Genomic DNA, 20,981 nt, shown 5'->3' on the forward strand with positions numbered 1-20,981 from the left:
CCATGATCGACGTGACCGATCGTGCCAATGTTCACATGCGGCTTGGTGCGCTCGAATTTACCTTTTGCCATGTGATCTCTCCATTCCTGCCTGCCCGTGCGGGCCTTGAATTAAGGTCTCGTGCAACCCGCTCGAGTTACGCGTATTTCTTCTGAACTTCCTGGGCGACCGCGGTCGGAACCGGCTCGTAGTGGTCGAACTGCATCGTGTACTGGGCGCGGCCCTGCGACATCGAACGCAGATTGTCGACGTACTTGAACATGTTCGCGAGCGGCACCATCGCATTGATGACGACGGCAACGCCGCGCGCTTCCTGGCCCTGGATCTGACCACGGCGGCCGTTGAGGTCGCCGATGACGCCACCGACGTAATCTTCCGGCGTCACGACCTCGACCTTCATGATCGGCTCCAAGAGCTGCACGCCGAGGCGCGGCGCAGCTTCCTTGAAGCAGGCGCGGGAGGCGATTTCGAACGCCAGCACCGAGGAGTCGACGTCGTGGAAGGCGCCGTCGACCAGCGTGGCCTTCACACCGATCATAGGGAAGCCGGCGAACGGGCCGGAACCCATGACGCTGTTGATGCCCTTCTCGACACCCGGGATGTATTCCTTCGGAACCGCACCGCCGACGATCTTGGACTCGAACACAAACTCTTCGCTCTCGGTGTTCGGCTCGAAGATGATCTTGACGCGAGCGAACTGACCGGTACCGCCGGTCTGCTTCTTGTGCGTGTAATCCTGCTCGTGCGTGCGGGTGATCGTCTCGCGATAGGCCACCTGCGGGGCGCCGACATTGGCTTCGACCTTGAACTCGCGACGCATGCGGTCGACGATGATGTCGAGATGCAGCTCGCCCATGCCGGCGATGATGGTCTGACCGCTTTCCTCGTCGGTCTTGACGCGGAAGGACGGATCCTCAGCCGCCAGGCGATGCAGCGCGAGGCCCATCTTTTCCTGATCGTTCTTGGTCTTCGGCTCGATGGCGATCTGGATGACCGGATCGGGGAATTCCATGCGCTCGAGGATGACCGGGTGCAGCGGATCGCAGAGCGTGTCGCCGGTGGTCGTGTCCTTGAGGCCTGCCAGAGCGACGATGTCGCCGGCAAAAGCTTCTTCAACGTCGGCGCGCGAATTTGCATGCATCTGCAGCATGCGGCCGATGCGCTCCTTCTTGCCCTTCACGGTGTTGTCGACCGAGATGCCCTTGGCGAGCTTGCCCGAATAGATGCGGGCGAAGGTCAGCGAGCCGACGAACGGGTCGTTCATGATCTTGAACGCCAGCATCGACAGCGGCTCGTTGTCATCGGCATGACGCTCGATCTCGGCGTCGGTCTTGGCGTCGACGCCCTTGATGGCCGGCACGTCGATCGGCGACGGCAGGTATTCGACAACGGCGTCGAGCAGCGGCTGCACGCCCTTGTTCTTGAAGGCCGAGCCGCAGAACATCGGGAAGAACTTGACCGCGATGGTGCCCTTGCGGATCAGCGCGCGGATCTCGTCATTCGACGGCATCTTGCCTTCGAGGTAGTTCTCGAGCGCGGTCTCGTCCATCTCGACGGCGGCTTCGATCATCTTCTCGCGGTACTGCTCGGCCTTCGCCTTGAGGTCGGCCGGGATCTCGACGACGTCCCAGGCAGCGCCGAGCGTTTCATCGCGCCAGACAAGCGCGTTCATCTCGACGAGGTCGACAACGCCCTTGAACTCGGTCTCGGCGCCGATCGGCAACTGCATGACGACAGCCTGCGCACCGAGGCGCGAACCGATCATTTCCTCGGAGCGGTAGAAGTCGGCGCCGATCTTGTCCATCTTGTTGCAGAAGATCATGCGCGGCACGTGGTACTTGTCAGCCTGGCGCCACACGGTCTCGGTCTGCGGCTCCACGCCGGCGTTGGCGTCGAGCAGCGCGATGGCACCGTCGAGCACGCGCAGCGAACGCTCGACTTCGATGGTGAAGTCGACGTGTCCGGGGGTGTCGATGATGTTGAAGCGGCGCATCTTGCCGTCGCGACCTTTCCAGAAGGTCGTGGTCGCGGCCGAGGTGATGGTGATGCCGCGTTCCTGCTCCTGCTCCATCCAGTCCATGGTGGCAGCGCCGTCATGGACTTCGCCGATCTTATGCGACTTGCCCGTGTAATACAGGACGCGCTCGGTCGTCGTCGTCTTGCCGGCGTCGATATGCGCCATGATACCGAAATTGCGGTAGTCTTCGATCTTGTATTCGCGGGCCATGGGAGGTGCCTCTCAGTCTCGTTCGCGCTTTACCAGCGGTAGTGCGCGAAGGCGCGGTTGGCTTCCGCCATCTTATGGGTGTCTTCACGCTTCTTCACGGCCGTGCCGCGGTTGTTGGCCGCGTCCATCAGCTCGCCCGAAAGGCGGTCGACCATGGTGGTCTCGTTGCGGTTGCGCGCGGCGGCGATCAGCCAGCGGATGGCCAGCGCCTGGCGGCGCTCGGGGCGCACGTCGACCGGAACCTGGTAGGTGGCGCCGCCGACGCGACGCGAGCGCACTTCCACATGCGGCGCGACATTGTCGAGCGCCTGATGGAAGACGGTGACCGGCTCCTGCTTGGTCTTGGCCTGGACCTGGTCCAGCGCGCCGTAGACGATGGTCTCGGCAACCGACTTCTTGCCGTCATACATGACGGCGTTCATGAACTTGGTGACGATCAGATCGCCGAACTTGGGGTCCGGATTGATCTCACGCTTTTCTGCACTGTGACGACGGGACATGGGAAACCCTTACTTCGGACGCTTGGCGCCGTATTTCGAACGACGCTGCTTGCGGTTCTTCACACCCTGCGTGTCGAGCACGCCACGGATGATGTGGTAGCGGACGCCCGGCAGATCCTTGACGCGGCCGCCGCGGATCATGACCACCGAGTGTTCCTGAAGGTTGTGGCCTTCACCGGGGATGTAGCCGATCACTTCAAAACCGTTGGTCAGGCGAATCTTGGCCACCTTGCGCAGCGCCGAGTTCGGCTTCTTCGGCGTCGTGGTGTAGACGCGCGTGCAGACGCCCCGCTTCTGCGGGTTCTGCTGCATGGCCGGGACCTTGTTGCGCTTCACCGGCGCCAGGCGCGGCTTGCGGATCAGCTGGTTGACGGTAGGCATTAAACCCTCTTGTCTCTCAATTCCGTGTCTGCCCTGTCAGGGCCGCTCAAAGCGTCATTCCCATACGCAAATTCGGGCAACACACCGCGCCTCGCGGTCCTGCCCGAACAAATTGCAGAGGAAGCGGAAGCCGCTTCATGCGCGCCGGAAATGTCTTTTCGCTCGTAAAACGAACCCTGTTTGAGGCAAACTCCAAAGCGTGTCGCTTCGGACAGGAGAGCCTCACATCGGTTCTGACGTCGCGGCTTCTACTCGCAACCCCAGGGTCCGTCAACCCCGGCGAGGCAAATATTGCGCCCAACAGGAGGCTGGGCAGCCATGCGAAAAACGCATGTAATTTTCTTGCGTCTTTTTTCAAGAGCGAGGAAGAAAGTGACCGGCTTTGCGCTGTCCTGCACCCCGGCTTCGTGCCAAAAGGCGGCTTGAACCGGACAATCTCCGGGAAAACGAGGAATCAGCCCGTGAACGACAATGAAGAGCGCCCGGTCACCGTGATCACCGGACGGGTCTGGAAGAAGAAAGGCGGCAAGCCGGAGGGCGTGCATGTGATGCTGGTGGCGCCCGACGATGATTCTGCCGTGCGCCGCGCCCTCGAATCGCTTGCCGCCGAAGGTTACGCCGAGGCCGAGCTCGACCAGATCGGCGACATGGAGGGCGAGCCCGACGACGAGCCGCATCTGTCGGCCTATCAGGGTGCGCTGGAGGGCGAGGTTTCGATCGTCACCTTCGAAGAGCCGATCTGAAAAGCGCGGCCAGCGTCACACGGACTCGCCGGACAAACCTGTCCTGCCTAGACACCCCCTTCATTCCTTGGAGTTCCCATGACCAGCAACGCAATCAAGCTCGGCATCGTCGGCGTGGGAAAGATCGTCCGCGACCAGCACCTGCCGGCGGTCGCCAAGGATGGCAACTACCAGCTGACAGCAGCGGCCAGCCGCCACGGCAAGGTCGACGGTATTGCGAACTATCCCGATATCGAGGCGATGCTTGCGGCCGAACCCGGCCTCGAGGCGGTCTCGCTCTGCATGCCGCCGCAGTTCCGCTACGACGCGGCGCGCACCGCGCTGGAAGCAAAGAAGCATGTGTTCCTCGAAAAGCCGCCGGGCGCCACGGTGAGCGAAGTCGAGCACCTCAAGGCGCTGGCCGAAAAGAACAGCGTTTCGCTCTTCGCCAGCTGGCACTCGCGCTATGCGCCGGCGGTGGAGGCCGCGCGTGCGTTCCTCGCGTCGGCCAGGCTGACTTCGGCCGCCATCAACTGGAAGGAAGACGTGCGCCGCTGGCACCCGAACCAGGAATGGATCTGGGAACCGGGCGGCTTCGGTGTGTTCGATCCCGGGATCAACGCGCTGTCGATCGCAACCCATATCCTGCCGCCCATGTTCATCACCTCGGCCATGCTCGATTTTCCCGAGAATCGCGCGGCACCGGTCGCGGCGCATGTGGCCTTCCGCACCTCCAACGGCTTGCCGGTGACGATGGAGCTCGATTGGCTGCAGACCGGCCCGCAGAGCTGGGACATCCTGGCTGAAACCGACAAGGGCAAGATGGTGCTGTCGGGCGGCGGCGCGAAACTCGCCGTCGACGGCAAGATCGTCCACGACGAGCCGGAAGCCGAATACCCGATGCTTTACAGGCACTTCGCGGAGATCGTTCGCGCCGGAACTTCCGATGTCGACCTCGCGCCGCTACAGCACGTCGCCGATGCCTTCATGCTGGGCAAGCGCAACGTGGTCGAGGCGTTCTTCGACTGAGGCAGCGCCAAAACGTCGAGGCGAACGGCACCTTACTCAACGATCGCGATGGCGAAGCCGTCATAACCCTTGGCGCCGACCGTCTGGATGGCCGTGCCGTCCAGACGCTTCTCGCCGCCGATGAACGAAAACGCGGCGCGGGCGCCTTCGACATTGGCGTCGCCGCTGTCCTTTTTCACGACCGCGCCGCCGCGGATGACGTTGTCGCAGACGACGACGGTTCCTGGGCGCGACAGCTTCATGGCCCAGGTCAGATAGTTCGGGTTGTTCGGCTTGTCGGCATCGATGAAGATCAGGTCGAACGGACCGGCACCTTCGTCAGCCAGCGCGGCAAGAGACTGCAGCGCAGGCCTCACGCGCAGGTCGATCTTGTCGGAAACCCCTGCCCGCTCGAAATTCGAACGTGCGACCTTGGCGTGGTGCGGATCGAGCTCCAGCGTCACGACGTTGCCGTCCGCCGGCAATCCCCTCGCCATCCAGATGGTCGAGTAGCCGCCGAGCGTGCCGACCTCCAGCACCTTTTTTGCGCCGCGGATGCGCACCAGCAACGACAACAGCTTGCCCTGCGCAGCCGACACGTCGATCGCCGGCAGGCCCTGATCGCGGTTGGCCTTGAGCACCGCATCCAGAACGGGATCCGCTTCGAAAAGAGAGGAAACGATATAGTCGTCCACAGCCGTCCAGGTCCTGCTGCTCATAGCTCTTCCTCGTTCGTGAAGTTAGATCAGGACGACAGCTCTAAGGCCGCCATCCTGATCTGGTCTTTTTGTTGGAGCACGATCTTTTCCGAAAACCGGCGCCCACTTTTCGGGATCATGCTCTGAAGTGCAAAAAGGGGCCACGTGGGCCCCTTCTTGTCGTTTCTCATATCACACCGCTCACTGCGCGGCGTTGACCATATCGGTCAGCATCGGGTCGGCGACCTCGACACCGGAGGCCTTGCGGCGCTCGTCGATGATGAGCTCGTCGCGCGCGGTGGCGATGCGACGGATCTGGCTCATCGTGCCGCCCGTGCCGGCCGGGATCAGACGGCCGACGATGACGTTCTCCTTCAGGCCCTGCAGCATGTCGGTCTTGCCGGCAACCGCAGCCTCGGTGAGCACCCTGGTGGTCTCCTGGAAGGAAGCAGCCGAGATGAAGGACGGCGTCTGCAGCGAGGCCTTGGTGATGCCGAGCAGCACCGGCTGACCTTCGGCCGGCTTCTTGCCGTCCTCGATCAGGCGCTCGTTGACCTCTTCCAGTTCGATCACGTCGACGTGGTCGCCCGGGATGTAGGTCGAGTCGCCCTGGACGGTGATCTCGACCTTCTGCAGCATCTGGCGAACGATCACCTCGATGTGCTTGTCGTTGATCGACACGCCCTGCAGACGGTAGACTTCCTGGATCTCGTTGACGAGGTAAGAGGCAAGCGCCTCCACGCCCTTGATCGCCAGGATGTCGTGCGGCGCCGGATTGCCATCGAGGATGTAGTCGCCCTTCTCGATGACGTCGCCGTCCTGGAGATGGAACGGCTTGCCCTTCGGGATCAGGTACTCCACCGGCTCCAACGTCGAGTCATGCGGCTCGATGATGATGCGGCGCTTGTTCTTGTAGTCGCGGCCGAAGCGGATCGTGCCATCGATCTCGGCGATGATGGCGTGATCCTTCGGACGGCGAGCCTCGAACAGTTCCGCAACGCGCGGCAGACCACCGGTGATGTCCTTGGTCTTGGCGCTTTCCATCGGGATACGCGCCAGCACGTCGCCAGGCTTCACATGGGCGCCCGGCTCGACCGAGAGGATGGCCTCGACCGAGAGCAGGAAGCGCGCATCGCCGCCCTTCGACAGCTTGCCGACCTTGCCCTTGGCGTCCTGGATGACGATCGCGGGCTTCAGGTCGCTGCCACGCGGCGTCGAACGCCAGTCGATGACCTCACGCTTGGTGATGCCGGTCGACTCGTCGGCCGTTTCCTGCACGGAGATGCCGTCGACCAGATCCTCGAACGCCACGCGACCCTCGATTTCGGTGAGGATCGGGCGGGTATAGGGATCCCACTCGGCGATGCGCTGGCCGCGCTTCACCTTGTCGCCATCGTCCACGAAGATACGCGAACCATAGGCGACGCGGTGCGTGGCGCGCTCCTTGCCGGTCTCATCGAGGATGAGCACCGCCATGTTGCGGCCCATGACCATCTGCTGGCCTTCCGAGTTGCGCACCACGTTGCGGTTGCGGATCTGCACCTTGCCCTCATACGAGGCTTCAAGGAACGAACTATCCACCACCTGCGCCGTGCCGCCCATGTGGAAGGTACGCATGGTGAGCTGGGTGCCCGGTTCGCCGATCGACTGCGCCGCGATGACGCCGACGGCCTCGCCCTGGTTCACGGGGGTACCGCGCGCCAGATCGCGTCCGTAGCAGACGGCGCACACGCCGGTCCTGACCTCGCAGGTCAGCGCCGAGCGGATGCGGATCGACTGCACGCCGGCCTTTTCGATCTGCTCCACATCGCGCTCATCCATCAGCGTGCCGGCCTTGACCAGCAACTCGCCGGAGACCGGATGGTTGATGTCGTCGAGCGCGGTGCGGCCCAGCACGCGCTGGCCGACCGAAGCGACGACCTGACCGGCATCGACGATCGGCTGCATGGTGAGGCCCTTGTCGGTGCCGCAATCCACGGAGTTGACGATGCAGTCCTGCGCCACGTCGACCAGACGGCGGGTGAGGTAACCCGAGTTCGCCGTCTTCAAGGCGGTGTCGGCCAGACCCTTGCGGGCGCCGTGGGTCGAGTTGAAATACTCGAGCACGGTGAGGCCTTCCTTGAAGTTCGAGATGATCGGCGTCTCGATGATTTCACCCGACGGCTTGGCCATCAGGCCACGCATGCCGGCAAGCTGACGCATCTGGGTGGGCGAACCGCGCGCACCCGAATGCGACATCATGTAGATCGAGTTCATCGGCTTCTGACGGCCGTTGTCCTCGAATTCCACCGCCTTGATGCGCGCCATCATCTCGTCGGCGACCTTTTCCGAGCACTTGGCCCAGGCGTCGACGACCTTGTTGTACTTCTCGCCCTGCGTGATCAGGCCGTCATTGTACTGCTGCTCGTATTCCTTGGCCAAAGCCTCGGTGTCGGAAACAAGCTTCAGCTTGGAGTCCGGGATCAGCATGTCGTCCTTGCCGAACGAGATGCCGGCACGGCAGGCATGCGCAAAGCCGAGCGCCATGATGCGGTCGCAGAAGATGACCGTCTCTTTCTGACCGCAGTGGCGGTAGACGGTGTCGATCATCTTGGAGATGTTCTTCTTCGTCATCTCCTGGTTGGCGGTCTCATACGGCACGTTGACGTTCTTCGGCAGAAGTTCGCCGATGATCATGCGGCCAGGCGTGGTGTCGTAGATCTTCGACACGACCTTGCCTTCGGCATCTACCGTGCGGAAGCGGCCCTTGATCTTGGCGTGCAGGGTGACGGCCTTGGTCTCCAGCGCATGCTGGAGTTCGCCCATGTCGGCAAACACCATGCCTTCGCCCGGCTCGTTCTGGTTGACGATCGAGAGATAGTAGAGACCGAGAACCATGTCCTGCGACGGCACGATGATCGGCGCGCCGGAGGCCGGGTGCAGGATGTTGTTGGTCGACATCATCAGCACGCGGGCTTCGAGCTGCGCTTCCAGGGACAGCGGCACGTGGACCGCCATCTGGTCGCCGTCGAAGTCGGCGTTGAAGGCGGTGCAGACCAGCGGGTGCAGCTGGATCGCCTTGCCTTCGATCAGGATCGGCTCGAACGCCTGGATGCCGAGGCGGTGCAGCGTCGGCGCGCGGTTCAACAGCACCGGATGCTCGCGGATGACCTCGTCGAGGATATCCCAAACCTCCGGACGCTCCTTCTCGACCAGCTTCTTCGCCTGCTTGACGGTCGAGGAGAAACCCTTGGCGTCGAGGCGGGCGTAGATGAAGGGCTTGAAGAGCTCGAGCGCCATCTTTTTCGGCAGGCCGCACTGATGCAGCTTGAGCTCCGGACCGGTCACGATGACCGAGCGGCCGGAATAGTCGACGCGCTTGCCGAGCAGGTTCTGGCGGAACCGGCCCTGCTTGCCCTTCAGCATGTCGGACAGCGACTTCAGCGGACGCTTGTTGGCGCCGGTGATGACGCGGCCGCGACGGCCGTTGTCGAAGAGTGCATCGACGGCTTCCTGCAGCATGCGCTTTTCGTTGCGCACGATGATGCCGGGCGCGCGCAGCTCGATCAGCCGCTTCAGGCGGTTGTTGCGGTTGATGACGCGACGGTAGAGGTCGTTGAGGTCCGACGTAGCGAAGCGGCCGCCGTCCAGCGGGACAAGCGGGCGCAGGTCCGGCGGGATCACCGGAACCACCTTCATGATCATCCATTCCGGACGGTTTCCGGATTCCATGAAGTTCTCGACGACCTTGAGCCGCTTCAGGTACTTCTTCTGCTTGAGCTCGGAGGTGGTCGAAGCCAGCTCCGAACGCAGGTCGCCTGCGATCTTCTCCAGGTCCATGCCGGCCAGGAGGTCATGAATGGCCTCGGCGCCGATCATGGCGGTGAAGCTGTCCTCGCCATACTCGTCGACGGCAAGCATGTACTCTTCCTCGCTGAGGAGCTGGTTCTCCTTCAGCGCGGTGAGGCCCGGCTCGGTGACGATGTAGTTCTCGAAGTAGAGCACGCGCTCGATGTCCTTGAGCGTCATGTCGAGCAGCGTGCCGATGCGCGAAGGCAGCGACTTCAGGAACCAGATATGGGCGACGGGCGCGGCGAGCTCGATATGGCCCATGCGCTCGCGGCGGACGCGCGACAGCGTGACTTCGACGCCGCACTTTTCGCAGATGACGCCCTTGTACTTCATGCGCTTGTACTTGCCGCACAGGCACTCATAGTCCTTGATCGGACCAAAAATGCGCGCGCAGAACAGGCCGTCACGCTCCGGCTTGAAGGTGCGGTAGTTGATGGTCTCCGGCTTCTTGATCTCGCCGAACGACCAGGACAGAATCTTCTCTGGGCTGGCAAGCGAGATCCGGATCGAATCGAACACCTGCGCAGGCGCCTGCGGGTTGAAGAGATTCATGACCTCTTGGTTCATGCCGTTCTCCTTTTCGGGGTCCTCGATAACCCCTTGCATCGATCGCGGACGAAATGTCCGCAGACTGGCCGGTCGAACCGGCCGAAAAGTTTGAAGGGCGCGCCGCGCTTAGAGCGCGGCGCGCGCCATAGCCATTACTCGGCTGCGTCGGGCAGACGCGTCGGGGTCTCTTCGACCTGGGTATTCTCCAGCTCGACATTGAGGCCCAGCGAGCGCATTTCCTTGACGAGAACGTTGAAGCTCTCGGGAATGCCCGCCTCGAACGTGTCGTCGCCTCGCACGATCGCCTCGTAGACCTTGGTGCGGCCGGCGACGTCGTCCGACTTCACCGTCAGCATTTCCTGCAGCGTGTAGGCGGCGCCGTAGGCTTCGAGCGCCCAGACCTCCATTTCGCCGAAGCGCTGGCCGCCGAACTGCGCCTTGCCGCCCAGCGGCTGCTGGGTGACGAGCGAGTACGGACCGATCGACCGCGCGTGGATCTTGTCGTCCACCAGGTGATGCAGCTTGAGCATATAGATATAGCCCATCGTCACCTTGCGATCGAACGGCTCGCCGGTGCGGCCGTCATAGAGCTGCGACTGACCGCTGGTGTGCAGGCCCGCCTGCTCCAGCATGGTGTTGATGTCGGCCTCATGCGCGCCGTCGAACACCGGAGTCGCGATGGAGACGCCGCGGCGCATCTGCTCGCTCAGGCGAACGATGCTCTCGTCGTCATACTCGCGGATCGGCTCGTTGCGGTCGTTGGCAGGCATGAAGCTTTCCAGCGTCTTGCGCAGCGGCTTGATGTCGCCGCCACCCTTATACGCGTCGATCAGCTCGCCGATCTTCCTGCCCATGCCGGCGCAAGCCCAGCCCAGGTGCGTTTCCAGGATCTGGCCGACATTCATGCGGCTCGGCACACCCAGCGGGTTGAGCACGATATCGGCATGCGTGCCGTCCTCGAGGAAAGGCATGTCCTCGACCGGAACGATGCGCGACACGACACCCTTGTTGCCGTGACGGCCGGCCATCTTGTCGCCCGGCTGCATCTTGCGCTTCACCGCCACGAAGACCTTGACCATCTTCATGACGCCCGGAGGCATTTCGTCGCCGCGCTGCACCTTCTCGACCTTGTCCATGAAGCGCTGCTCGAGCGCCTTCTTGGACTCGTCGTACTGGCCGCGCAGAGCCTCGAGCTCGCTCTGGAGCTTCTCGTTCTCCACGGCGAACTGCCACCACTGCGAACGCGGATACTCGTCGAGCGTGTCCTTCGACAGCTTCGAGCCCTTCTTGAAGCCCTTCGGCCCGGCGATCGCTTCCTTCCCGACCAGCACGTCGGAAAGACGCGCATAGACGTTGCGGTCGAGGATCGCCTGCTCGTCGTCGCGGTCCTTGGCCAGACGCTCGATCTCCTCGCGCTCGATCGCCATCGCGCGCTCGTCCTTCTCCACGCCGTGGCGGTTGAAGACGCGCACTTCGACGACCGTGCCGAAGGTGCCCGGAGGCATGCGCATGGAGGTGTCGCGGACGTCCGAGGCCTTTTCGCCGAAGATGGCGCGCAGAAGCTTTTCTTCCGGCGTCATCGGGCTTTCGCCCTTCGGCGTGATCTTGCCGACCAGGATGTCGCCCGGCTGCACCTCGGCACCGATATAGACTATGCCGGCCTCGTCGAGGTTCTTCAGCGCCTCTTCCGAAACGTTCGGAATGTCGCGCGTGATTTCCTCCGGCCCGAGCTTGGTGTCGCGCGCCATGACCTCGAACTCCTCGATGTGGATCGAGGTGAAGACGTCGTCGGCCACGATGCGCTCGGAGAGCAGGATCGAGTCCTCGTAGTTGTAGCCGTTCCACGGCATGAACGCGACCAGCACGTTGCGGCCGAGCGCCAGATCGCCGAGCTCGGTCGACGGACCGTCGGCAATGATGTCGCCCTTGTTGACGCGGTCGCCCATGCGCACCAGCGGACGCTGGTTGATGCAGGTGTTCTGGTTCGAACGCTGGAACTTCATCAGCCGGTAGATATCGACGCCGGACTTGCCGGGATCGAGATCTTCCGTGGCGCGGATGACGATACGGGTCGCGTCGACCTGGTCGACCACGCCGCCGCGACGAGCACCGATGGCGGCGCCCGAGTCACGGGCGACGACCGGCTCCATGCCGGTACCGACGAACGGCGCTTCGGCGCGCACCAGCGGCACGGCCTGACGCTGCATGTTCGAGCCCATCAGCGCGCGGTTGGCGTCGTCGTTCTCGAGGAACGGGATGAGCGCTGCCGCGACAGACACCATCTGCTTCGGCGAGACGTCCATCAGATCGACGTTTTCGCGCGGCGCCATCATCACTTCGCCGGCGTTACGGCAAATGACGAACTCGTCGACGAAGCTGCCGTGCTTGTCGAGCTCGGCGTTGGCCTGCGCGACATAGTGCTTGGCCTCTTCCATCGCCGACAGGTAGACGACCTCGTTGGTCAGCTTGCCGCTCACGATCTTGCGGTACGGGCTTTCGATGAAGCCGTACTTGTTGACACGCGCGAAGGTGGCCAGCGAGTTGATCAGACCGATATTCGGGCCTTCCGGCGTCTCGATCGGGCAGATGCGGCCGTAATGCGTCGGGTGCACGTCGCGCACCTCGAAGCCGGCGCGCTCGCGGGTCAGACCGCCCGGTCCAAGCGCCGAAAGGCGACGCTTGTGGGTGATCTCCGACAGCGGGTTGGTCTGGTCCATGAACTGCGACAGCTGCGAGGAACCGAAGAACTCGCGCACGGCGGCAGCCGCCGGCTTGGCGTTGATCAGGTCCTGCGGCATGACCGTGTCGATCTCGATCGAGGACATGCGTTCCTTGATCGCGCGCTCCATGCGCAGCAGGCCGACGCGGTACTGGTTCTCCATCAGCTCGCCAACCGAACGCACGCGGCGGTTGCCGAGATTGTCGATGTCGTCGATCTCGCCCTTGCCGTCGCGCAGCTCGACCAGCGTCTTGACCACGGCCAGGATGTCTTCCTTGCGCAGCACACGCACGGTGTCCTCGGCCTTGAGCTCGAGGCGCATGTTCATCTTGACACGGCCGACGGCCGACAAGTCGTAGCGCTCGCTGTCGAAGAACAGCGAGTTGAACATGGCTTCGGCGGTCTCAAGCGTCGGCGGCTCGCCCGGGCGCATGACGCGGTAAATGTCGAACAGCGCGTCCTGGCGGCTCTCGTTCTTGTCGACGTTGAGCGTGTTGCGGATGTAGGCGCCGACATTGACGTGGTCGATGTCCAGGATATGGATCTCGTCCTCGCCGGTGCCGAGCAGCACCTTCAGCGTCTTGTCGTCGATCTCGTCGCCGGCCTCGAGGAAGATCTCGCCGGTAGCATAGTTGACGATGTCCTCGGCAAGGTAGTTGCCGAGCAGATCCTCGTCAGTCGCCTTGATGGCCTTGAGACCCTTCTCGCCGAGCTGGCGAGCCTGGCGGGCGGTGATCTTCTTGCCTTGTTCGACCACGATCTCGCCGGTGTCGGCATCGACCAGGTCGCCGACGGCCTTGAGACCGCGGAAACGCTCGACGTTGAACGGAATGCGCCAGTGGTCGCCGGCGCGCTTGTAGGTGATCTTGTTGTAGAAGGTCGACAGGATCTCCTCGCCATCCATGCCGAGCGCCATCAGCAGCGACGTCACGGGAATCTTGCGGCGACGGTCGATGCGGGCGTGCACGACGTCCTTGCTATCGAACTCGATGTCGAGCCACGAGCCGCGATAGGGAATGACGCGCGCGGCAAACAGAAGCTTGCCCGACGAGTGCGACTTGCCCTTGTCATGGTCGAAGAAGACGCCCGGCGAGCGGTGCATCTGCGAGACGATGACGCGCTCGGTGCCGTTGACGATGAAGGTGCCGTTCGACGTCATGAGCGGCATGTCGCCCATGTAGACGTCCTGCTCCTTGATGTCCTTGATCGACTTGGCGCCGGTATCCTCGTCGATATCGAACACGATGAGGCGCAGCGTCACCTTGAGCGGCGCGGCATAGGTCAGGTCGCGCTGACGGCACTCGTCAACGTCGAATTTCGGTGCCTCGAACTCGTACTTCACGAACTCCAGCATCGAGGAGCCGGAAAAGTCGGAGATCGGGAAGACCGACTTGAAAACGGCCTGCAGTCCCTCGTCCGGACGGCCGCCCTTGGGCTCGTCCACCATCAGGAACTGGTCATAGGATGCCTTCTGGACCTCGATGAGGTTCGGCATCTCCGCAACTTCCGGGATCTTTCCGAAGAACTTGCGTACGCGTCTGCGGCCATTGAAAGTCTGGGTCTGGGCCATCGTCGCTCCTTAGCTATAAACTCGGGACGAACCTCGCCGCGGCTCGCCTTGCACCAACGGGCGGCCTCGGCAGCTGCCCCTATCTGTTCTTCCGGCTGCCTTGCCAATCTCTTGGGCCAATTGCTTGGCGGCTACCGGCTAAAACGGGAGAAAACCCGTTTCCGGAAGGCCGCTTTTCGGCCCTCAGGAAAGAGGTTTTCAAACGCCTCGCGCAACAAAGCCCTCCCTCAGTTCAAGGGAGGGGGCGGACGGCGCGAGACCGTCCGCCCTCGCCTAACAGGCTTACTTCAGCTCGACCTTGGCGCCAGCTGCTTCCAGCTGAGCCTTGAACTTGTCGGCGTCGGCCTTGGAAACGCCTTCCTTGACCGGCTTCGGAGCCGCTTCGACCAGGTCCTTGGCTTCCTTGAGGCCAAGGCCGGTGATGGCGCGGACTTCCTTGATGACGTTGATCTTCTGGGCGCCGGCATCGGCGAGAACGACGTCGAATTCCGTCTTCTCTTCAGCCGGAGCAGCGGCAGCGGCACCAGCGCCGCCAGCAGCGGCAACCGCCACCGGAGCAGCAGCCGAAACGCCCCACTTCTCTTCCAGGAGCTTCGACAGCTCAGCCGCCTCAAGGACGGTCAGCTTCGAAAGGTCGTCTACGATCTTTGCGAGATCAGCCATTTTGATATTCCTTTAGTTGGTTCGAACGTGTGTTGTTGACAGCGAGGAACGGCCTCATGCCGCCTCGTCCTTCCGGGCGTAAGCGCCGATGACACGCGCGACCGAAGCCGCGGGCGCATTGACGATCTGGGCGATCCGGGTAGCCGGCGTGGCGATCATGCCAACCAGCCTGGCGCGCAGCTCGTCGAGCGACGGTAGTGTGGCGAGTGCCTTCACACCGTCGGCGTCGAGCGAGGTCGAGCCCATCGCGCCACCGAGAATGACCAACTTGTCATTCCCCTTGGCGAAATCGGACGCGACCTTCGGCGCCGCAATCGGATCCTCCGAATAAGCGACCAGCGTCTGTCCCTTGAACAGATCGATGATCGATGCGGAGTCCGTGCCCTGAAGAGCGATCTTGGCGAGACGGTTCTTCGCGACTTTGACGGTGCCACCGGCAGCGCGCATCTTCGACCGAAGGTCGTTCATTTGCGCGACGGTGATACCGGCGTAGTGGGCCACGACGACTGAACCAGCGCTTGAAAACGCATCATTCAGGCCCGTGACGAGTTCGCGTTTTTCCGCTCTGTCCACTGCCTATCTCCAGTTGACCCCTGCCCCATTGACGAGGTCAGAAGTCGGGTTGCCTTTTGCCGGCCGGGCATCCAGTAACGGATCTCCCGAACGACGCTCGAGGATCCTGCCCCCTTTCGCCACACCAGCCGGCAAGCCGGATGGTGCGCAGACAAAAGGCAAACACGGTTCGAACCTTTCATTGGAGCCTTTGGCTCCTTTGTCGGGTCTTCACCCGTCTCATGCAGGCCCAAGTGAATTAAGGCTTTTGGGCCGCCTGCAATCTCGGACAGGATATCCGGAAACCTTCCGGCTTCCGGGGTACCGGGCCGCCGACGGGTCGGCGGTCCGGAATTCTTCTTTGTTAGAGCATGATCTTTACCGAAAACCGGTTCCCGCTCTTCGGGATCATGCTCTAGCGACCGGCCTGAAGCCGGTCAGATGACACTTACGACGCGGCGAGCGTCGCGATGTCGAGCTTGAGGCCGGGGCCCATCGTCGAGGTGACCGACACCTTCTTGACGTAGTTGCCCTTGGCGCCCGCGGGCTTGGCCTTGGTCACTGCGTCTGCGAAGGCGCGGACATTTTCTTCCAGCGCCTTGACGTCGAACGAGACCTTGCCGACGCCGGCCTGGACGATGCCGGCCTTCTCGACGCGGAACTCGACGGCGCCGCCCTTCGAAGCCTTGACGGCCGCGGCCACATCGGTGGTCACGGTGCCGACCTTCGGGTTCGGCATCATGCCGCGCGGGCCGAGCACCTTACCCAGACGACCGACCAGCGGCATCATGTCCGGCGTGGCGATGCAGCGATCGAAATCGATCGTGCCCTTCTGGACGATGTCGACCAGGTCCTCGGCGCCAACGATATCGGCGCCGGCGGCCTTGGCTTCCTCGGCCTTGTCGCCACGGGCGAACACGGCGACGCGCACCGAGCGGCCGGTGCCGTTCGGCAGGTTGACCACGCCGCGGACCATCTGGTCGGCATGGCGCGGATCGACGCCGAGGTTCATCGAGATCTCGACGGTCTCGTCGAACTTCACCTTGGACCGGTCCTTGAGCAGCTGCAGCGCCTCGGAGAGGGCGTAAGCCTTGTTCGGATCGATGCCTTCGCGGCTCTTGGCAATACGCTTTGCAATCTTTGCCATGATCTTAGCCCACCACTTCCAGGCCCATCGAGCGGGCGGAACCCTCGACCATGCGCATGGCCGCCTCGACGTCGTTTGCGTTCAGGTCCTTCATCTTCTGCTCGGCGATCGCGCGCACCTTGTCGCGGCTGATCGTGCCGACCTTGGTCTTGCCTGGCTCCTTGGAGCCCGACTTCAGGTTGGCTGCCTTCTTCAGGAAGTAGCTCACCGGCGGCGTCTTCATGACGAAGGTGAACGACTTGTCCTGGTAGTAGGTGATGACGACCGGGATCGGCGATCCCTTCTCGAGCTCCTGGGTCTGCGCGTTGAACGCCTTGCAGAATTCCATGATGTTGATGCCGCGCTGACCAAGCGCCGGGCCGATCGGGGGCGACGGCGTGGCCGAGCCCGCGGCAACCTGGAGCTTGAGCTGGCCTGCAACTTTCTTAGCCATCTCTATTCCTGCCTTTTCTCATGCCGGCCCCTTTATCCGGGGAACGCCGGCGGTTGCAGTCTGGTGGTACGGTTCCGACGACCGGCTATGCCGCCTTCGCCTCCCACCCGTTCACGCGGCGCTTTTCACACCGCCCCGACGCCTTTCGGCGCGGGCGTGCCGACGCCTTGCGGCGCGGCTTTACGGATCAGCCCTTTTCGACCTGTCCGAATTCCAGATCGACGGGCACGGCGCGCCCGAAGATCGAAACTTCCACCTTGAGGCGGGCCCGCTCCTCGTCCACTTCCTGGACGACGCCATTGAACGACGCGAAAGGACCGTCCGAAACGCGGATCGCCTCGCCGATCTCGAAGGTGACCGAAGGCTTCGGCCGCTCGACGCCTTCCTGGACCTGGTTCAGGATGCGCTGCGCCTCGGTCTCGGTGATCGGCACGGGCTTGGAGTCGCCCAGGAAGCCGGTGACCTTCGGCGTGTTCTTGACCAGCGAGAACACGGCGTCCGTCAGGTTGGCCTTCAACAGCACATAGCCCGGGAAGAATTTGCGCTCGGCATCGACCTTGCGGCCGCGACGGATCTCAACGACCTTCTCGGTCGGGACCACGATCTGCTCGATCTCACCGGACAGGCCCTTCTGCTTGGCCTTGTTCTCGATGTCCTCGGCGACCTTCTTCTCGAAGTTCGAATAGGCGTGGACGATATACCACCGCGCAGTCATTTCACGACCTCTCCGTAAACCGCCGAATTAATGCCCGAGACCCAGGATCCACTCGATCGCATAGCCCATCAGAATATCGGCAGCGAAGAAGAACAGCATCGCGATCACCGCGAATATCAGGACCATAACGGTCGAGATCATGGTTTCGCGCCGCGAGGGCCATGTCACCTTGGCCGTCTCCGCGCGAACCTGCTGGAGAAAGGTAAAGGGATTAGTGGTTTTCGAAGCCATGTGCCGCCTGTTTTCAAGACCCGTTGGCCGGGCCTCCTGGATGATCCCGCTGACCGGGACGTGCCGCCTGGGCTCTATGCGGCGCGAATCAGCACCGCTATTTCACCCACGCAAATCAGACGCGTAAAGCCGGCTTCCCAGCTCCACGCGTCGCGTGTCTGTCTTGTCTACATAAAACCGATTCTTAATCCACGCAAGTGGCAAGGGTCCGCTTTATGTCCTAACGCCGCCTCGGAACCATCCAGTCGTCCCGTTCCGGCTATGCGGGGCTTATGCCCGAATTCCCGCCATATGGCAAGTCACCCGCCGATTTTCAACCGCGGAGGCTTCGACTGGCCATTTTGGGGAAATGGCACGGGCAGCAGGGCTCGAACCTACGACCTGCGGTTTTGGAGACCGCCGCTCTACCAACTGAGCTATGCCCGTGCATGCGCGTTTGAGCGCAGGCGCTTCCTAAAAGCTTCCGGGCGCTCTGTAAAGAGCACTCGGATGCCGTTTTAGAACCTTTGCCGGAAATCCGGAGTCCATTTCCACCGGCAGCGGATCGGGCTCCCAGTACAGCGCGCCCGCACCTAAGATTTCCCGGCCGGCGGCTTGTACGGTCCGCCCGGCACGCCCCAGCCCCAGGCCGGCATCGGCTCGGTCTCGGGATCGCAGGTCTCGCCGAGATTAGAGTTCATCTTCGCCAGCCGCGATCCCCATTCGACGTAACCCATAAAAGCGGAGCGGAATTCGGGATCATCCGGCAGGCCGACCTCGTCCGCCGCGTCGGCAAGGAGATTGATCCAGCGGCGGCGCTGCTCCTCCGTCAGATGCTTGCCAAGGTGATGCATCACCATCTCGCGATGGCCGCCATGTTTCTCGCTGTAGGTCTTCGGCCCACCGAAGACCTCGCCGATGAAGGCTGCGACATGCGCGGGGTGATCCGGCGACATTTGCCTGAACACCGGCCCGACGACCGGATCCGCCGCCATCTTGTCATAAAAGGTCCGAGTCAGCCGGTTCAGCGCCTCGCTGCCGCCGGCCCATTCGTACAAAGTCGGGATGTCCTCGCTCATCGCCGCTCCTCCACTGTGCATACAGGCACGAGCAACATAGCGGCAGCGCCCCAGCCTGCTCAACCTCGCTCCATGGCCAGTATCGGGCTTCAGAGCTTCGCCGGTGCCTTCGCCTCGGCATCGGCAGCCGGAAGGAACCGGCAATTGTCCGGCCTGGGCTCGGATCTGCAAATGGTGGCGCCCGTCAGCGCATCTACCGATTGCGGCCCGGTCGTCAATCCGAAATTCTGCATCTCGCTCTGGCTGAGTTCCCTACCGCTCGCATAGAGCACCGCTTGCATGGCCGAGAACAGCGCCGGGCCGATCGCCATCTCGTCGAGATAGGCCTTGACCTTGTCGCCCATCCCCACGGAGCTCAGGCTGAGATGGGCGGTCGAGCCGACGAGACGCCTGACGCCTCCCGCGATCATTATCGCGCAGGCAGAGCCGCACGCGCCGCCCGCATCCACCGTGAGGCCGGTATGGAAGCCATCCTCGGCGGAACAACCGACAGCGCCGGGATCGCAATCCAGGAAGTCCGTCCGAGCGACCGCCACATCGAGCTTGCGCTCGCGGATCAAGCGGCCCGCGTCAAGCGCGCCTTCCACGTCGCCGCCAGGCGAACTGATGACCACCGGCAGCCTGCGCCCGCCGGCATCGTCAAGCAGTTGACGCAGTTTGTCGGGCGTGGCGGCGGTGATGGTGCCTTCGGCTGAAATCCATTCGGGGCAATCCGGATTGCAGAGCGGGTTGCTGCCGCGAACCAAAGCGAAGCGCATTTCCTCGTCTTGACTTTGCGAAGGCGCGGCTTCCGTCGGTCGAGGAGAAGCCGGCTTGGCCTCGACTGCCGCGACCGCGGCGGTCGCGCCGTCCGTGGGAACCTCGCGGCAATTCGCCGGCGCCGGATGGCGCTGGCAGATGGTTCTCTCGGTCAGCAAATCGAGCGAATCGAGGCTGGTGACGAGCTTCATCTCCAACATGTCCTCGGGCTCGATCTGCCTGATGTCGCTGGCAGGCGTCGCCTTGATCACATCCAGCACGCCCTGCTCGACGCCCATCTCCTTCAGATAGGCCGACAGTCGCTTCTCGACCGTCTTGCTCATCTCGTAGGTCTTGTAGCTGCCGGCGTTCTTGCGGCTGACGATCCTGGTGCTGATGATCTTCTTCTTGCCGTTCACGATCCGATAGGTCGTGCGGTAGAGCAGCTTCTCACGACGGTAGGTGGTGGTGATCTCGTGGACGCCGAGATAGGCCCATTCGCCGACCACGCGGCGGATGCCGCCGGCAAACATCAGCGGGCACGCCGAATTGCACATCGCGCCGCTGTCATGAGCGACGCCCAAATAGGGCTGGCCCTTGCCGCCATTGTCCCGGCAATCCTTCATCGCCGGCGAGCAGCCGGAAAACTCGGTGATGCCGACCGCGATATCGAGCTTGTTCTTGCGGACCATGCGGCCCAGCTGGATCGCGGCATCGACATTGCCGCCGGGAGAATTGACGACGATCGGCAGCGGCCTTCCGCCGAGCGTCTTCAGCAGGCGCTTCAGCAGCACCGGCGTGTCGGCCTCGATCGTGCCTTCGGCCGAAATCCATTCCGGGCAGTTCGGCTCGCAGCCCGGCGCGCTGCTGCGCACGACGACGAAGCGCATCGTCGGGCCGTAGTCCGGCGGCTCTTCCTTCGCGGCGGCGCCGAAGGCGGCCAGCCCCATGGCGGCGGCCAATCCCAGCTGAAGCAGCCCGCGCCTACACCGCATGGTCTTTGAACGGAATGTGGAAACCACGTCTGGCAAGCCCCTCGGTACGACCCATACTAGTTGTGACAACGATGCTTGCAACAGAATTGAAGAGGTCCGCGCGATACCGCTCCTAAGCAAAAGGGCGGTCCGAAGACCGCCCTTTCCGTGTCGAACCGGCAAGTGCCGGATCGATTACTCTTTGATGGTGACGACGATGCCGGCACCGACGGTGCGGCCGCCTTCACGGATGGCGAAGCGCAGC

The 20,981-nt window shown here is 62.9% G+C and carries 16 protein-coding genes, 1 tRNA gene and 1 pseudogene; 2 read left to right on the forward strand and 16 right to left on the reverse strand.

Annotated elements, in window-relative coordinates:
- From RFM52_RS32025 to rpsL, 4 genes and pseudogenes are all read right to left on the reverse strand, one after another.
- Positions 1-71: pseudogene (locus RFM52_RS32025) on the reverse strand (GTP-binding protein); the annotation flags it as partial.
- A 65-nt stretch (positions 72-136) separates the two neighbouring features.
- A complete protein-coding gene (gene fusA / locus RFM52_RS32030; RefSeq protein WP_320297978.1) occupies positions 137-2,227 on the reverse strand; it encodes an elongation factor G in 2,091 nt (696 codons plus the stop codon).
- 29 nt (positions 2,228-2,256) lie between these two features.
- Entirely contained in the window at positions 2,257-2,727 is a 471-nt protein-coding gene (gene rpsG, locus RFM52_RS32035; RefSeq protein ID WP_027170372.1) for a 30S ribosomal protein S7, read from the reverse strand.
- Positions 2,728-2,736: 9 nt separating this feature from the next.
- Entirely contained in the window at positions 2,737-3,108 is a 372-nt protein-coding gene (gene rpsL, locus RFM52_RS32040; RefSeq protein WP_006202128.1) for a 30S ribosomal protein S12, read from the reverse strand.
- A 461-nt stretch (positions 3,109-3,569) separates the two neighbouring features.
- Here rpsL and RFM52_RS32045 point away from each other — a divergent pair, with 461 nt between their 5' ends.
- Together RFM52_RS32045 and RFM52_RS32050 are read left to right on the forward strand one after the other, a co-directional pair.
- Entirely contained in the window at positions 3,570-3,851 is a 282-nt protein-coding gene (locus RFM52_RS32045) for a transcriptional regulator (RefSeq protein ID WP_320297979.1), read from the forward strand.
- 78 nt (positions 3,852-3,929) lie between these two features.
- Entirely contained in the window at positions 3,930-4,859 is a 930-nt protein-coding gene (locus RFM52_RS32050) for a Gfo/Idh/MocA family protein (RefSeq protein ID WP_320297980.1), read from the forward strand.
- Positions 4,860-4,891: 32 nt separating this feature from the next.
- On the opposite strand, the gene RFM52_RS32055 is transcribed toward RFM52_RS32050, so the two are convergent.
- The 12 genes from RFM52_RS32055 to RFM52_RS32110 all read right to left on the reverse strand — a co-directional run bounded on the left by RFM52_RS32055 (position 4,892) and on the right by RFM52_RS32110 (position 20,692).
- Complete coding sequence (locus RFM52_RS32055; RefSeq protein WP_320297981.1) at positions 4,892-5,557, reverse strand: O-methyltransferase; 666 nt, start codon at positions 5,555-5,557, stop codon at positions 4,892-4,894.
- A gap of 180 nt (positions 5,558-5,737) precedes the next feature.
- Positions 5,738-9,934, reverse strand: a complete 4,197-nt coding sequence (gene rpoC, locus RFM52_RS32060) for a DNA-directed RNA polymerase subunit beta' (protein WP_320297982.1) — start codon at positions 9,932-9,934, stop codon at positions 5,738-5,740.
- Between the two features lie 134 nt (positions 9,935-10,068).
- The gene (gene rpoB, locus RFM52_RS32065) at positions 10,069-14,205 is read right to left on the reverse strand and encodes a DNA-directed RNA polymerase subunit beta (RefSeq protein ID WP_320297983.1); all 4,137 of its coding nucleotides are present in this window, start codon (positions 14,203-14,205) and stop codon (positions 10,069-10,071) included.
- Positions 14,206-14,487: 282 nt separating this feature from the next.
- On the reverse strand, positions 14,488-14,868 hold the full coding sequence (gene rplL, locus RFM52_RS32070) for a 50S ribosomal protein L7/L12 (protein WP_059189560.1): 381 nt from the start codon (positions 14,866-14,868) through the stop codon (positions 14,488-14,490).
- Positions 14,869-14,922: 54 nt separating this feature from the next.
- Positions 14,923-15,441: a 50S ribosomal protein L10 gene (gene rplJ, locus RFM52_RS32075; RefSeq protein ID WP_320297984.1), complete on the reverse strand. Its 519-nt coding sequence runs from the start codon at positions 15,439-15,441 to the stop codon at positions 14,923-14,925.
- A 427-nt stretch (positions 15,442-15,868) separates the two neighbouring features.
- Positions 15,869-16,567 (reverse strand): 50S ribosomal protein L1, encoded by a 699-nt coding sequence (rplA, locus tag RFM52_RS32080; protein WP_140637120.1) that lies wholly within the window; start codon positions 16,565-16,567, stop codon positions 15,869-15,871.
- A 4-nt stretch (positions 16,568-16,571) separates the two neighbouring features.
- Positions 16,572-17,000: a 50S ribosomal protein L11 gene (gene rplK, locus RFM52_RS32085; protein ID WP_042642146.1), complete on the reverse strand. Its 429-nt coding sequence runs from the start codon at positions 16,998-17,000 to the stop codon at positions 16,572-16,574.
- 187 nt (positions 17,001-17,187) lie between these two features.
- On the reverse strand, positions 17,188-17,715 hold the full coding sequence (gene nusG, locus RFM52_RS32090; protein WP_041003121.1) for a transcription termination/antitermination protein NusG: 528 nt from the start codon (positions 17,713-17,715) through the stop codon (positions 17,188-17,190).
- A gap of 27 nt (positions 17,716-17,742) precedes the next feature.
- Positions 17,743-17,946 (reverse strand): preprotein translocase subunit SecE, encoded by a 204-nt coding sequence (gene secE, locus RFM52_RS32095; protein ID WP_095765634.1) that lies wholly within the window; start codon positions 17,944-17,946, stop codon positions 17,743-17,745.
- Between the two features lie 350 nt (positions 17,947-18,296).
- Positions 18,297-18,372 (reverse strand) — tRNA-Trp (locus RFM52_RS32100).
- 146 nt (positions 18,373-18,518) lie between these two features.
- Positions 18,519-19,004 carry a group II truncated hemoglobin gene (locus RFM52_RS32105; protein ID WP_320297985.1) on the reverse strand — a complete coding sequence of 162 codons (486 nt, stop codon included), beginning with the start codon at positions 19,002-19,004 and terminating at the stop codon, positions 18,519-18,521.
- 89 nt (positions 19,005-19,093) lie between these two features.
- Complete coding sequence (locus tag RFM52_RS32110; RefSeq protein ID WP_320298080.1) at positions 19,094-20,692, reverse strand: COG3904 family protein; 1,599 nt, start codon at positions 20,690-20,692, stop codon at positions 19,094-19,096.
- Positions 20,693-20,981: the final 289 nt, after the last annotated feature.

The organism is Mesorhizobium humile (genome assembly GCF_033977215.1).
In the GTDB taxonomy this organism is placed as follows: Bacteria; Pseudomonadota; Alphaproteobacteria; order Rhizobiales; family Rhizobiaceae; genus Mesorhizobium; species Mesorhizobium humile.